Here is a 15,279-nt window from a genome sequence, read left to right on the forward strand (position 1 = left end):
TTTCTTGCTGCGACTCTCGCATTCCTCGCCTGGTTCAACTGGGTCCCTGCCGCTTATTCTATGGGGGGTAAACTACCGGCGATCGCGAGGAAAACTCCTGTAAAACAAGGCCCTATCTCTATTCATTTCGTTAGCGAATGATGTCCACCTACTGACTTGTTTTTTGGGGCACTGCCTGTTTAAAATACACCCAAGGGTCAAAATCATTCAGTCCTTCTATGGCCAAGGGCTGCTTTCTAGGTGCGATCGGCCCATCTGCTTACAAATGGAGCCAAAATTATCCAAAAGGTCTGATGCCATAATTTGTTGAGTTTTATTGCATTCTTGAGGGGTTTAACTGTGTATTGCAGGGTGTTTTATGATAAAATTTAAAATCTTCGCTCGGTTTAAATTTTATCAGTTACAATCGGATTATAAAATTAATTCTAAAAATCAAGATTCACCCCAATTTTTAGAGGATCTCCCCTAAAATTATATTAGTGGGGTCCGCTTTTCCGAGATTCAATTAGTGTCGAATAAATTCTCTTGATTTGGCAAAATATTTCTGGGTTTCAATTTAGGGTAAACCCTTTAAAGATAGCCTAATGGGAAGAAAAATTAGGAAATAGGTTGGGTTAATAAACCCCAAAAGTTGAACTTTTATGTGTTGGTAAATAGGAGGAATCCAAATGAATCCATATCCTTTGAGCAGTGGCCGGAAACCTTTCAGTTTTAAACATAGTATTCGCCCTCTGGTTCGTCCTCTATTAGTCTTTCTATTTTTGATGACCTGCTATCATACATTCATGGTGAATGGAGTGGTGCCATCTAGCGAAGGACTCAATATTCAACAATCTAATATTATTAAGGTAGAAAACTATGTTTACAATAATTTACCTTATGAAATAATTTTAACAGGCAGTTCAAGGACTGCAAAAATTGAAGCCGATTATTTTGGGCAGGCTCAGGTTGCTAATATTGGAATCCGAGGGGGGGCGTCTCAAACGGGTTTGGAGTTAGTCAATCGCAATCATAATAAGCCCCCAATTATGCTTGTAGAGGTGAACGGAACGATTGCCCAGGGAGTTAACCAGGAATTAGTAGAGGCAGCGTATCATCCGCTTTTTTACGGGATTCGCCGCTATCTTCCTATGTTTAAACAAGAATACCAGCCCGTTGCAGTTGCCATAGAAATCCTCAAAAATTGGCAGGGAATCAGTGCAGAAAAACTAGAACAGCAAAGAGTGAATGAATTATTGAAAAATCCGCAAATGAGAGAAAATACCTTAAGGCCAGCCATTGAAGAGCGGCGAGAGAAATTTACGGTCAAGCAAATCAATAAATTAACCGAAGAATCCCAAATTTTGAAAAATAAAATTGCTGAAATTGAAAACCAAGGGGTGCGAGTTATCCTCTTCGATGTACCCGGTGATCAGCTCATAGATCAAACCCCCCAAAGGCTCGAAGAAAAAAAGCTGATGAAGCAGCTATTTCCTGCTGAAAATTACGAATGGTTACCCGAACATCCTCCTAAAGAGTGGATTACTACAGATGGAATTCATTTGGCTCGGTCTGAAGCTAGAGAATATGCAAGTTTTATTATGAATTACCTAGGTGATTTTTAAAGCCTTAACATTCTATCCCTCTTGAAGTCAAACCCGGTTTAAAGCCTGATCCCTCGTTGCCTCAAACGACGCCCCATAGTTAATTTGCCCTCAAGTGATAGAAGAGGGATATATGCGAAGAAACCGGGTTATCTTCCCCTGACTGTACCGGCCTCCTAGAGCCGATCGCAAGCTAAACTACTCTAAAATAATCCTCTTTCTCGATTCATCATCATGTCCCGTCGCCATTTTTACCGACTCTTTCTCGCTGCTACTCTCGCCTTCCTCGCCTGGTTCAACTGGGTCCCTGCCGCTTATTCTATGGGGGGTAAACTGCCTGCGATCGGCGAACCGGCACCCGAATTTACCCTTCCCACGAATACCGGCAATGGCAACATTTCCCTGTCTGACTATCGGGGACAGTGGGTGGTGTTGTATTTCTATCCAAAAGACTTTACCTCTGGTTGCACCTTAGAAGCGCGGCGCTTTCAGCAGGATTTGCCTAAATATCAAGACAGAAATGCTCAAATCCTCGGGGTGAGTGCAGACTCGGTGGACTCTCATGCGGAATTCTGCGATTCCGAAGGGTTGCGATTTCCCCTGTTAGCCGATACTGATGGTGCTGTGAGCAAAGCTTACGGGTCCTGGATGCCTCCTTTGTCCATGCGTCATAGTTTTATGATTGACCCGGAAGGCATTTTGCGCGAAACCTTTCTCGGGGTCCGTCCTGCAACTCACAGCGTGGAGGTGTTAACGCGGTTAGATGAGTTCCAGAAGCGGGCTTGATGAGGTTGTTTCATATCATAAATTAGGCAATTTGTCAAGCCTTAGACTAAGTTTTGCCTGAGTTTTCTGGCGGTGCGTTAGTCTAGGGATAGGTTTATCGATAAAGATGATATGGATTGGCAACCGGAACGGATTCCTGAACCGACTCCTGAAATTCTGGAGTTTGCAGACCCTGAAGTGTTACCGCCTTTAGAATTAGTGCTTGTAAAGGGGATATCCCTAGATTTAGAAGTTCCGCAGGATGCGAATTTGCCGATCGCCCTTGCGGATGTCTCTGTACCCAGTTTCCAGGCGGATGCTACCGAAGTCCAAATGCCGCTGATGGAGCAAATTAAGCAGGAACTGCAGAATGTAGGGGATGAGGACCTGAAACCGGCGCGAATTCAGATGGGGTTATTGTTTATCGGGGTTTCAGCCTTGCTACTGATGTCGCTGTTGCTTTATATCACGGCAATGCATCCCGGACTGACGGTGAAACAGCAGATGCTCAGATATTGGTCTGAATATGTGGGGTTTGTGGGATTGGGGGTGGCAGGATTGATGATGTTGGGACGGGAAGCAATGCGATCGCCTGAGATATCAGAAGAGGGCGATCGCTAAATCTACCGTTACTCAAACCCCAATTCCCGTTTGAGCATATTCAGGGAGTCCACACCAATATAATTCTCCGTCTTAAACACCCGAGGGGCGCGAATCATTTCCTCTCGCGCCGCATGGATGGCCCCTCGGACTTTATTGTAACTGGGTTGATCACAGATAATCGTATGAGCAGTCCGGACTACTGCATTCACCTTGTAGGCATCATCGGGTTGACTGGTCATTACCAGGACATCTTCGCCGCGTAAACTGTGGATAATTACTTCCGCAACCCGCATAATTCCTAAACTCAAACAAACAATCCCAAAATAACTATTTTTGGGTAAAGTTTTGACTAATTCCATCTCTTCCATATAGTCATAAGTATCGATAGGAATCACCCGAACCGCTTTCGGGCCCGCGACTTCTTCTGCTTTATTGAAAAAATAGCGACTGGTGACTACAGTTCCAGTTGGAGTCTGTTCCAGTGCCTTTGAGAGGTCTTCCAAGGGAACCAACTGCACGGGAATTTTGAGTTCTTGTTCGATTTCAAATGCCATTAATTGCCCTGCACCGATATCATGAGTCGGTGCAGTAACTAATACTCGCGCACTGCATCGTAAGCGCCAGTCAATTTCTGTTAAAAATAGCTCCCGCGCCTGATTGAGAGAACATCCCTGTTGCAGCAATTCATCTAAACTGCGTTTTACCGTTTTATAGGCATCGGGGTATTTTTGAAACAGGGGAGAAGTCATCCGGACCACTCGTTCTTGGTTTTCGTCGCGAACGTAAATGCCCGAACCTGCTTGAGAGTCTACCAGTCCGAGTTCTTCGAGTTGACGGTAAACTTTAGAGATGGTATTGCGGTGCAGACCCGTTTGAATCGCTAACGCGCGGGTACTCGGCAGCTTTTCCCCGGGGGGAATTTGTCGAGAGGCGATCGCGAAGCGGATTTGATTAAACAACTGAGTGGATGCAGGGATTTCGCTTTCGGTCTTGATATGAAACTGAAGCATTCTAGGGACTCCAAGGCACTCGGATTAAACGGGTAGAGATATTCTGCTGCTGACAGTGGTTTGAGAGACGTCGTACCGTTTCAAGGACGGCTGTGCGTTCTCTCTCTTCTTTTGTATCTAGTAAGAAGCCTGTTTGTCGAGTGGGGGATCGCCAAGCATACCAGTCACCCCTTATGGGGATACTTGTTATGATGGGGCGGATCAAATCCCACTGGTGAAAAAGGATTGGACTTAAGCCTCGGGTCGTTCGTTCCACGCTTAAGTTGCCTCTGGGGTGAGTAGATTAAGGGGACAGCACGCTGAAATTTTAGGGTTCAAATGCCGCAGATAAATCGTTCTTCTAAGCCACTGAGTTCTATTTAATTCTAGCATTTTAGGTGGGAAATCTCATTGAAGGTTTTTTAAAGGGAAGTACCTGTTATGCTTGACCCATTTGGGAGAAAACAGCGATAGAATCATGAGTTGTGACAAAGGGTCATGGAGTGTGGGGCAAAGAGATCCCTTGCACCCCGGCTCAAAGGAGGCACCCTAACACCTCTATAAAGTAGGAAGAGTAAAAGGGGGACTCAGGCATGGAAGTCAAGGCGTTTAAGTGCAAGATAGGAGTTAATGGAAAAACCAGGTTGTAACGCAAACCAATCAGAAAGAATATGGCAGATTTAGAGATAAAAAGCGCTCCTGTCAAAGTGCCTAATACAGATTTACTGATTTCTGCGTATCTGGCACAACCCTTGGGAGTCGGTCCATTTCCTGGAATTATCGTGTTTCAGGAAATTTTTGGGGTCAACGAACATATCAGATCCGTGACCGAGAAAATCGCCAAAATGGGATATGTGGCGATCGCTCCGGCATTATACCAACGCACGGCACCTGACTTTGAGGTGGGCTACTCAGAAGAAGAAATGACCCTTGGACGGCACTATAAAGAGCAAACCACGGTTTCAGAACTCAGAAGCGATACCCAAGCGACTCTGGATTACCTGAAAACCCTCCCTTCAGTCAAAACAACGGCAATGGGCTGTATTGGGTTCTGCTTTGGGGGCCATGTGGCCTATCTTGCCGCGACCCTTCCAGAAATTAAGGCGACTGCCTCCTGTTATGGGGCGGGGATTGTCAACTGGACCCCCGGAGGCGGGGAACCCAGCTTGAGTGTTACCCCAGAAATTACGGGGACGATCGCGCTGTTGTTTGGCACAGAGGACCCGTTAATCCCTAACGAACAAGTCAACCAAATCGAAGCGGAACTCCAAAAACAAGGCATTCGTCACCGGGTGATTCGATACCCAGGGGCAACCCACGGGTTTTTATGCGATCGGCGATCGAGCTACAATCCCGAAGCAGCCGTTGATGCTTGGACTCAGATCCAGCAACTGTTCGATGAGACCCTCCAATCCCTGTGAAGGGCTGGGAAATTATCCCGGGTTATCATAAGCTGGCCTATGAAACCAGGGAGGGCCGACTGGGCGATCGGCTGGGTTCACCCTTGGCGATCGCAAAGCGTGAAAATTTTGGCACGATTGGCATGATCAGTATCCACTGGGGCAGGTCGTACATCCGCCAACTTTAATGAAACTGTAATCAAGAGGAAAAAATCATGGTTCAAGGTGTTTTACCGGGTCTGGCACTTGCACCCCCTGAAACCGAGTATTTTAATGCGGAACTCTATCTGCTTGCCAATCCCGACTTGATCGGACTCAATCCCGAGCAATTGCAGACTCACTTTACCGAACGAGGGGTGGCAGAGGGACGTCGCATTATCGTTCCCTTTGATCCCAACTTTTATCGAATCGCGAACCCGGATCTGGGGGGTTTAAATAATCGCGAACTATTCGATCACTTTATTAATGTAGGGCTCGACCAGGGACGGCGATTTTCTCCGATTTTCGACCTGGATTTTTATCGCAAAAATCTCGAACAGCTCGATCCAGAGATTATTACCCAGCTCACTCCTGTTGTAGAACAACCCGTTTCGCCGTTCATTCAGCTAGACCCGAATCGTCCTCAACCCCCTTCCCTGAATGAAAACCTGTTCAATCTCTTTCTGGAGACTCAGCTAGAAGTCGAGACTGATTTAGATGTGGAGGGTCTTGGGGTTCCCGTCGAAGAGCTTCAGAATGTCAGTTTCTCCCCATTTTTCGACCCGATTTTATATCTGAATCAAAATCCCACCTTAGCCGAAGCCTTTGGACCCAATAATCGCCAAAAGGCGATCGCTCATTTTGCTCTCTACGGCATTAACGAAAATCGCCGGTCTTCTTTGATTTTTGACCCCAAATTTTACCGCGAAAATAATCCAGACCTCGTAGCAGCAGGATTAACAACTAGCGAGCAATTACTCATCCACTATCAACTCAGCGGGATACAAGAAGGACGTCGCCCTTCTTTAAACTTCAATCCTTCATTCTATTTAGCCAATAACCTGGATCTACAGGCTAGAGGGTTAACCCTACCTCAACTGGTTGAGCAATATCTCTTGGAAGGACTCGAAGAGGGCCGGCGATCCTCGGAGTATTTTGATCCGATCACAATTAATTCCTTGCTCATTCCCCAAGCCCCTCCTCCTGCAACACCTCCCGCGACCGATGCACCTCCTCCGGCTTCCTCAGTGACCTTACTTGAGGAGAATTTTGTCAAGTGGAACGTTCCCGTGGGCGGGGTCCTCAGTTACAGTTTCGTAGAAACCGCCAGTGCACTGAGCTATTCCGGTCCTGAAAGCGGCGTGGGGGAGGTCAACGAAGGGATTAAAAATAATGTTCGCCAAATTATGGAGGAGTATGATGAAGTCCTGCCTTTTAGCTTAGTCGAAGTTCCCGATCGCCCCTCGAATAATGGTCAGATCCGGATCTTATTTGCCAACAATCCGGCTTACGCTTATAGCAATGCTCCTGGACTGGAAACTGGGGGAGATATTGTACTCAGTCGGAATTATGAAATCGATCCCCAGTTGTCGTTTTCTCAAAGTCGAAGTAATTTTGGCTATCAACGATTGGTTCATGAAATTGGCCATGCTTTAGGGTTAAGGCAACCTAATAACTATGCCGGGTTTGCCTTCGCAGAACGGCCCACGTTCCCAGCCCAGGGTCCCCGCTTATCCTTTGTCCAGGATAATAATAGCAACACGGCGATGAGCTTCAATATTGCTGGGGTCGGAGCCAGTACGCCCATGCCTTATGATATTCGGGCACTCCAGTTCCTGTATGGATTTAGTGACGGGAATAGCGGGAATGATTTATATCAGTTTGATGGTAATAATTTTATTGGCGTCAAGCAAACGATTTGGGATGCCGGGGGAATCGATACCTTGGATTTTTCTGTGTTACCGGCGATCGGCAGCTACTTTTTTGATATGAACGAAGGGGGGGTCAGTACCAACCAGAGCGCCCTGAATGCCTCCACTTACCTGGCGATTAATGATCCAACCCAGTTCCCTTACAGTGCCAGCAGCTATGGGACCTATATTTCCTATGGGACAACTCTTGAAAACCTCCAGGGAAGTCCGGTTAACGATCTGATTTTGGGGAACACTGCGGCCAATGGGATCAATGGCGGGGGTGGGGATGACATTCTCATCGGGGGTTTGGGTCCCGATACATTGGCAGGGGGTCCCGGTCGAGATAGGTTTGTTTACGCACCGGGAGATGGCACGGATCGGATTACGGATTTTAATGCGGCAGAGGATTTTATTGCGTTAGCGCCTCCTCTATCCTTTGAGGGAATCTCGGTTCAAGCTTCGGGTGCCGATACATTGCTCCGGGTAATAGGAACTGGCGAAGTATTGGCCCTGTTGGGGGGGGTGAACCCTAATACCCTGAGTCCCGCTAATTTTGTGGCCTATGGTTAATCTGGTTTTCCATTCCTTGAGGTACTGGGATCTCTCGGGCAATCAGGGACTGAAAGGGTCGGATTGGGGTGGAAGGGCTAGATCCCCGGCAGAACGGTTCTGCCGGTGTTTTGTTAGGAAGGGGCCATTGGTAGAGCCGGGGTACAGTTTTAGATGACTGCGAGAAGAAACTGGGTTTCTGGAGTTTTCTTTGTTGCGGATTGCTATAGATTTTTTCAAGGCCCCAGGTTTCTCTTTCCTATACTGTACCCCTGGACTGGGTGGATCGGGGAATTTTTGGCGGCGACAGTAAGAGTTGCTAAAGTGCAAGATTGTTCGTCAGAATTGAGCCAAGGGAGGACAATTAGGGTGTGCTCTGGGGGATCAGGTGTTAAAGCACTCCGACAATCCGTTGGGAGGCGATCGCTTTAACGCTGATTTTGCTCGTTGCAGCCAAAGGCCCAGGCTTTCTAGGAATGCGCCGATTCTATCGCTTTAGTTGGCACGGCGATCGGCGATGCGGTGCCAGCGATTTCAACTTCATCTTAATTTTGTTTTTTGTTTTAATCACGATGAATTCTAACTCATCCCGTTCTCAAAAGGCCCAACCGTCTTTTTCTGCTGAGGATTTTGCTAAAGCCCTCGAACAACAAGATTATGACTTTCGTAAAGGTCAGAAAGTCCGTGGTAAAGCCTTTGAATATGTTTCTGAAGGGGCCTATATTGATATTGGGGGTAAATCGGCAGCCTTCCTCCCCCTGGCGGAAGCTTCTGTAAAGCCGGTCAGCAATCTGGCGGAAATTGTACCGATTGACGAGGAACGGGACTTTTTAATTGTCAGCGAACCGAATGACGAAGGTCAAGTCAAGGTGTCGATTCGCCAGATGGAATTGAGGAAAGTCTGGGAGCGTTTAGCGCAGGTACAAGAGAATAATGAATCGCTGCCAGTGCGGGTCATTGGCGTGAATAAGGGTGGCGTCACGGTTAATGTGGAAGGGTTGCGCGGTTTTATTCCGCGATCGCACCTAAGCGAGCGGGGGAATTTGGAGCAGCTCATTGGACAGAATCTGAGTGCTACGATTTTGGAGGCCGATCGCGATCGGAATAAGTTGGTGCTATCTCAACGCCTACAAGCTCGCGCCAAGCGCATGGGCCAACTCGTAGTGGGTCAACTGGTTGAAGGTGAAGTAGTGGGACTCAAGCCATTTGGAGTCTTTGTAGACCTCAATGGAGTGACGGGCTTGCTCCATATCAATCAGATTAGCCAAAAGTATGTGGCATCTCTCCATACGGTGTTTCAAGTTGGACAACCGATTAAAGTGGTGATTGCTGAGTTGGATGAGTGGAAAGGGCGGATTTCTCTGACGACGAAGGTGTTAGAGAATTATCCAGGAGAGATTCTGGAGAAAATGGATGAGGTGATGGCAACGGCGGAGGAACGGCGATCGCAAGGGAGTCAATCCGAGTCGCAGTAGGAATTCTCTACCTAAGGGGGAACTGGGGGAGAATTAAGATGAGGATGAAGCGGCGCTCCAACGTTTAATCTCCGTATTTCCCCCATGTCCTGATTGATTTTTTTAGGAAACAGGGGCAGGGAATGGCTCAAGGGTCAAAATTCTGCCCTATTCCCAATACAGATAAAGATTAGGATTCAAATTCCCATGACGTCCCTAGACCCTCTGTAAGGGTTAGGAATCCAATCCCGCCTTAGGTTAAGGAGATTCTGCTTCGCCAACGCTTCACGGATAGCTTCAACCGATGAATTTCTCGTGGGATTTTATTTTCGGGGAAGTAAATTCTACACTGAGAATTACTGGGTAATTCCACGTAATTAACGGGATAATTTTAAAGAGTTATTAAAGCTGTGATCGCGATCAGGGAAGTATTATAGATTTCATGGCTTAATAGAGAAAAGGAAAGAAAAAAGAGCGAGATTACTTGCCTGCCACTCCCCCAAGGCCAGTCGCAAGCCATCATTCAAAAAAATACTTCAGGACCCAACGGGTTAAAACATCACCGCTAGAGCATAATTAAGAACAACTGAGGGCCAAAACAATGAACTTCCCACAAAACATTCTCTGTGTAGCAACAGCAACCACGCTTCTGGGCCTAGCCTCTGTAGCACCTGCCGACGCTTTTACATTTGGAAACAGCGGCATCCTGTTCGATACCGATACAACAGTCAACTTTGAGTTTCTACAATCCCACGGGTGGTGGTTCGGCGATTTTGGGGTTAAAGATCTATCTACGGGACTAGAAACGCTTCTGATTTCTGAAACTCGGAATGTGGATCCCGGGAGCGGTCGCCTAAATGATAACCTGGGGACTCTAGGCACTACAAAGGCTGTCTTACCCGAGGATGCTTTTACCAGTTTCACCTTTAATCAGGGCAAAGACTATAGCTTTTTTCTAAAAAGCTACGATAAAACTACTCAGGGGACTCGTGGAGCTCACACAAGGACGGTCTATTCGACTAGCCTGCTAAATCCTCAGCTATGGAACACCCCGATAACCCTTACTAACAATAACTATGATGAGAGTCTGAATGAGAGAACGGTCAATGGTCGCGATCGCGTCTTGTTTGAGGGGAATTTGTTATCCGGTCTGACGTTATTTTTTGAGGATAACGGGATCGGCGGAAATAATGACTACGATGACTTTATCGTCTCCGCCCGAGTGGTGAACGTATCCGTACCGGAACCGACGACCGTGATAGGTTTAGGAATCGTATCAGCCGCAATGGCCTTGTCTCGGCGTCGTAAATCTAGTCGCGGGTGTTAGGTAACAGTCTGGATGATATAACGGGTTGATCAATGGCCTTTACCATAGCACCAGAAAGCTAATAAATGCTGTCTCCTAGTTGTGAGCGGCATTTATTAGCTTTCTGGTATTTAAGAAGAGGCGCGTTTAAAATTATTAGCAACCACACCCAGAACGGGAGCGCCAGAAATTTTTAATTCTTCCAGAGCTTTGGAGATCGAAGAGCGATCAGTCTTAGCCAGTCCCACCACCAAGATTAAACCATCAGTTTGATCAGCAAGGATACTGCCATCTGCCAGCCCCACAATGGGTGGGGTATCGTAGATAACCAAGTCAAAAAAGTCTTGAAATTGCTCCATGAGCGCGTGCATTTTTTTAGAAGAGAGGAGCTTAATGGGGTCATCCGGCACTGACCCAGAGGTCAACACAAACAGATTGTTCTCTCCTGGGGGTCGCTGAATCAGATCATTGAGACTGATATCAGTGGAAATCGCATCTGTGAGTCCCTGAAAATTCGGGAGCTCTAGTCGGGTATGGAGGTCAGGAGAGCGAAGATCGGCATCCACTAGTAACACTCGTTGACCGATCGCTGCTGCTGCTTCCGCCAGATGTAAGGCAACAGTAGACTTCCCATCTCCTGCTTCTGCCGAACCTATCACCAAGGAATGGATAGGGGAGTTAGAACTTAGCAAACGGACATTCGTGTGTAGAGAGCGGAAACCTTCCACAAACGGTGAGCTGTTGTAACGGCCCGTAGCAGATAAGACAGTTCCAGTTCCTAACCGATTCCCTGAGCTGTGGCGCGCCAAACTGACAAAAGCCGGTTCAGGAGAGAGTTTTTTGACGGGTTTAGCAAGCTTCTTGAGTTCTTTGGCGAAAGGAATCACACCCACCACAGGCAATTTTGTAGCCAAACGGATTTCCTTGGGGACATGGAAAACCGTATGCAACACCTCCACCAGAAAACCAACCCCTACTGCCAGCAGGATGCTTAAAATAACCGTTACTGCTAACTCGCGGCGTGTTTGAGGAACAGTAATTGAGATGGGATTACCTCTTGCATCCCGAGGAACTACCGGGGGATCTATCAGTTCCCAAGGGACGTCATTGCGAGCCGCATCCACACGCAAAGCTTCTCGTCTAGCTAAAAACTCCTGAAGGGTATTTGTCGATACGTCAAGTTCCCGGTTTAGATCGGTATATTGGCGCGAAACTACTGGCAATTCTTTTAGGGCTTGAGTTAAAATTTCTTCAGCTTCAGCGAGGCTTTGCTCTCGAGCCTCAATTTCTTCGATTTCGCTACCCACCTGCTGTACAACTGATTCAGCTGCTAGGCGAGATTGAAGGTATAAGTTGTCGAGTTTTTCCCGCAACATCAAGATCGGTTCGCTGTCATCAAAAAACATAGCTGACTGGATGGCAAGCTCTCCTTCAAGCCTTTGAATCTGACCGATTAAATTTTCATAAGCCTTGGCCTCTCGCGAGAGGATGGTTACGGGATGTTTTTCGAGCAACTGCTTTTGCAGGTTCTTGTACAGTGTTCGCTGTTGTTGTAGCTGTGCAGTCAGGTCTAATCGCTGTCTTTGAATAATTAAACGGTGTTCGGAAAGATATCTATCAGCTAGATTTGGATCCATCAAGTTGTAGTTTTGGCGCAGGCGTTGCAAATCGCCTTGGAGAGTGTCAACTTTCTCCTGGAGTGCGGGGAGTTGCGCCTCAATAAACTGAATACCCTGCCGCAAACTAGCTAGGCGCTCTTCAACACTGTATTCTAAATAAGTCTCTACTAACTGATTTAATACCGCTTCCACTCTTGTAGGATTTTCATCTTGGTAACTCACGACTAAAATTTTTGTACCTTGCTCTTGGTTACCTTTTCCTACGGTGATTCGAGTCATTTCAATGTTCCTAACCACCGATCCATATTGGAGCTTAGGATACTCGGTTTGAAGCTTTGAGATCGCTGGCAACATCAGTTTTGGACTTTTTAGGACACGAATCAAAGTTTGGTAGTCTACCAAGCTAGTTTCTTCAATTCTTGCGCGTTGAAGATCACCATCTCCCCCTGAACCTCGAGCCATCACATACTGCCGAGCTAACCGCCCTTCTGCTGTTACAGGCTCAACTAACAGCTTAAAAGAGCCTTGATAGATAGGAATGGTTTGACGAGAACCTCGGACAATCACTGCTCCCGCCATTACACTCAACGAGATCGCCACCAAAAGCATGATCGGCGTTCTTCTCCGGAACACTGCAAATAGCCAAGCTACGTCAAATTTTTCTTCATCACTTGGCTCGCTCCTTTCCCGGTAAAGTGTCGATAATGATCCTGAATGTTGTAGTTCATGAGGCTTGGGAGATGATGAAAAATTCTGTAAATGGCGATCGTAATCCATGATTAATACCTTTAGGTTTTTGGTTACACGAGGGATCCGTCACAAGTTCCTAGCTTGTCTCTGGCACTCATCACCGACGAGGCAGTCTTAGATAGTCAAATATCCCAAAAAAGTCAAAAATTCTTAGAAATCCAGTGGCATTTGAACTAAAGCCGGTTGCCGTATTAACAGTGTCACCAAATGTAGCTAACCGCGATCGGTTGATGACAACAATATCGTTATCGCGCAGAATTGGATTCGTTTCCTCATTAATGGCAGCATCTAGATCGATGCTGATAATGCGCTGAAAAACTGTACCATTCGGATTAAGACGAAGCAGTTCAACCCTATCCTGCTTCGCCCGGTTGGGATCAAATCCCCCAGCTGCCAGGAGGGCTTGGTTTAAAGGAGTGTTAGGCGGAAGCCGTAGATTACCCGGTCTGACCACTTCTCCCACCACATTAACTTGAATCGCTTCGGGAGAAAAATTAGTGGTCGCTAATACCCCGGCTTCATTGGGATTAATGAAAGAAGCAGTAGGAATAAAAATGGTATCACCATTTTGCAGAATAGGGTCCTGAGTGAAATCCCCAGTTTGTAACAGTTGCCACAAATTTAGATTCAAAACTTGGTCGCCCCCAGTTATCGTAGGTCGGCGCAACTGGATCTGACGAATATCTGCATCCGGTTGAATTCCCCCAGCCAACTGGATTGCTCGCGTCATTGTTGGCAGCCCCGCAGCTCTGATTCCTTCTCCTGTCTCAGATCCCAGTATAGTATAGGTCCCAGGACGCTCAACAGATCCTACCACCGCCACAGTCCGAGGTAGTTCCGTATCCCTCGAAAAGCTAGTTGTTGCAAGTTGCCGGGTTTGTTCTAGGTTGACTTGAGGAGATGTCGGTACAAAGATCACGTCTCCATCTCGCAAGGTTATATCCTGGCGACCATCACCGAGTTGCAGCATCGCCCAAAGATCGAGGGTGAAAACTTGCTCTTGACCCGCCCTCGATAATCGCCGTACTTGGACTTGACTAATATCAGCGGCCAGAGTGACCCCCTGAGCGATTTCTAATGCTTGTACTACAGTGGGGTATTGAACCCCTGGGATATTTCCCGCTCCGGGCGTCAGGCGCATAATGTAGGAACCAGGACGAGTGACTTCTCCAGAAACCCAGACGTTTAGCGGTCTAGGTGCTACCAGACTCACCGCTATTTGGGGACGTCTGATTACCCCTTGGTAAGCGGCTTCGATAGCCCGACTCGCTTCTTCTGAAGTCAACCCCTCCAAATTCACCGTGCCAATCAGGGGCAAGTTCAGTCTGCCATCTACCGGAATCTGGTACTGACCGCTGTACTCCGGAAGTCCCAAAATATTCACATTTACCAGATCCCCACCGCCTAGGGTATAAGCTGGCGATATTGGCATCATGGGATTGATTTGTCTTTGCTCTAGTACATTCTCTTCTCCCCTCAGTTCCTGAGCTACACTTGGAGCAGAGCAAACCATTGCTGCCACCGCCAACAGAGTCATCCCCACAACTGAGTGGATTATTTTTTTTGGCTGTTGTACATCAAAGTGACCTTCAACCCGAGTCCGATTCAACTGCTGCTGCTTCTCCATATTGCTGTTCTGAGGTGCTACCTGCCTAGAATGCCTTGGTGTGGTTAGTCGTCTCGGAGTATTTCCTGCATCATTTGGGGCTTCTTCTTACTGGTTTCTTAGCTTATTTTATGATATAGTTAGACCGACTGACAACCTTTTCCTACATCCAACGATAACATAGGGTTCAAACTGGGACTTGCTCAGGCAAGAGGCCGCCAAAACTCTCAACTTAAAACTTCAAAAATACCTGGCCTTTTTAGAAGGAAGTTTAGTAAAGCTTCATAAGCCCTAATGGAAACAAAAAACTACAGAATTAAAGAATCTTAGAACTATGCACTGAAAAAAACAAAAATTTCTATGATAATTCAATCAATCTCGATAGTAAACTCAGCCCATTCAAATTGATTTGAGTTACTTAATTAAATTAAAGAAGGGTAAACTCACTGGATCCTCCCTCAGAACATCTATTTTAGATAAATAATTTCAATAGGCCACCCTTCAAAAGAATTGATAAAGCATATTTTTATTTAAACCCATAAAATCTTTTTAATCCTAGCCTTCTTAGTAGAATCGGAGAAGGCTAAAAATATTCTTAAATTGTAAAAAGCATACAGTTTGGACAGGAATTATTGGATAAAAAATTAACGGATTGCTAAAATTAGAATAAGGATCAGGGAAAGGTAAATTTTGCTTTTAACCCTTTTATCATCAAAGTTTCAGTGCGATTTATGCAAGCTATCTAAAAGGAAAAATCGGATTC

At 46.5% G+C, this 15,279-nt stretch carries 10 protein-coding genes; 7 read left to right on the forward strand and 3 right to left on the reverse strand.

Going from position 1 to position 15,279, the window contains the following annotated elements; translation table 11 throughout:
* Positions 1-668 precede the first annotated feature (668 nt).
* The 3 genes from NG792_RS11890 (at position 669) to NG792_RS11900 (ending at position 2,969) form a co-directional block, all read left to right on the forward strand.
* Positions 669-1,604, forward strand: a complete 936-nt coding sequence (locus tag NG792_RS11890) for a hypothetical protein (protein ID WP_261235551.1) — start codon at positions 669-671, stop codon at positions 1,602-1,604.
* A 213-nt stretch (positions 1,605-1,817) separates the two neighbouring features.
* Positions 1,818-2,369, forward strand: coding sequence for a peroxiredoxin (locus tag NG792_RS11895; protein WP_263012743.1), 552 nt, complete (start codon positions 1,818-1,820; stop codon positions 2,367-2,369).
* Positions 2,370-2,480: 111 nt separating this feature from the next.
* The gene (locus tag NG792_RS11900; RefSeq protein ID WP_261235552.1) at positions 2,481-2,969 is read left to right on the forward strand and encodes a hypothetical protein; all 489 of its coding nucleotides are present in this window, start codon (positions 2,481-2,483) and stop codon (positions 2,967-2,969) included.
* An 8-nt stretch (positions 2,970-2,977) separates the two neighbouring features.
* Here NG792_RS11900 and NG792_RS11905 read toward each other — a convergent pair whose 3' ends face one another.
* The gene (locus NG792_RS11905; protein WP_254563581.1) at positions 2,978-3,961 is read right to left on the reverse strand and encodes a GntR family transcriptional regulator; all 984 of its coding nucleotides are present in this window, start codon (positions 3,959-3,961) and stop codon (positions 2,978-2,980) included.
* Positions 3,962-4,611: 650 nt separating this feature from the next.
* On the opposite strand from NG792_RS11905, the gene NG792_RS11910 reads away from it, so the two are divergent.
* From NG792_RS11910 to NG792_RS11925, 4 genes are all read left to right on the forward strand, one after another.
* A complete protein-coding gene (locus NG792_RS11910; RefSeq protein WP_261235553.1) occupies positions 4,612-5,361 on the forward strand; it encodes a dienelactone hydrolase family protein in 750 nt (249 codons plus the stop codon).
* Between the two features lie 194 nt (positions 5,362-5,555).
* The gene (locus NG792_RS11915; RefSeq protein ID WP_261235554.1) at positions 5,556-7,802 is read left to right on the forward strand and encodes a M10 family metallopeptidase; all 2,247 of its coding nucleotides are present in this window, start codon (positions 5,556-5,558) and stop codon (positions 7,800-7,802) included.
* Between the two features lie 551 nt (positions 7,803-8,353).
* The gene (locus tag NG792_RS11920) at positions 8,354-9,256 is read left to right on the forward strand and encodes a S1 RNA-binding domain-containing protein (RefSeq protein ID WP_261235581.1); all 903 of its coding nucleotides are present in this window, start codon (positions 8,354-8,356) and stop codon (positions 9,254-9,256) included.
* A 580-nt stretch (positions 9,257-9,836) separates the two neighbouring features.
* The gene (locus NG792_RS11925; RefSeq protein ID WP_261235555.1) at positions 9,837-10,562 is read left to right on the forward strand and encodes a PEP-CTERM sorting domain-containing protein; all 726 of its coding nucleotides are present in this window, start codon (positions 9,837-9,839) and stop codon (positions 10,560-10,562) included.
* 110 nt (positions 10,563-10,672) lie between these two features.
* Here the strand turns inward: NG792_RS11925 and NG792_RS11930 are convergent, their stop codons facing one another.
* Positions 10,673-12,937, reverse strand: coding sequence for a GumC family protein (locus NG792_RS11930; protein ID WP_261235556.1), 2,265 nt, complete (start codon positions 12,935-12,937; stop codon positions 10,673-10,675).
* 70 nt (positions 12,938-13,007) lie between these two features.
* Positions 13,008-14,537, reverse strand: a complete 1,530-nt coding sequence (locus NG792_RS11935) for an SLBB domain-containing protein (protein WP_261235557.1) — start codon at positions 14,535-14,537, stop codon at positions 13,008-13,010.
* Positions 14,538-15,279 lie beyond the last annotated feature (742 nt).

This window comes from Laspinema olomoucense D3b (genome assembly GCF_025370785.1).
In the GTDB taxonomy this organism is placed as follows: domain Bacteria; phylum Cyanobacteriota; class Cyanobacteriia; order Cyanobacteriales; family Laspinemataceae; genus Laspinema; species Laspinema olomoucense.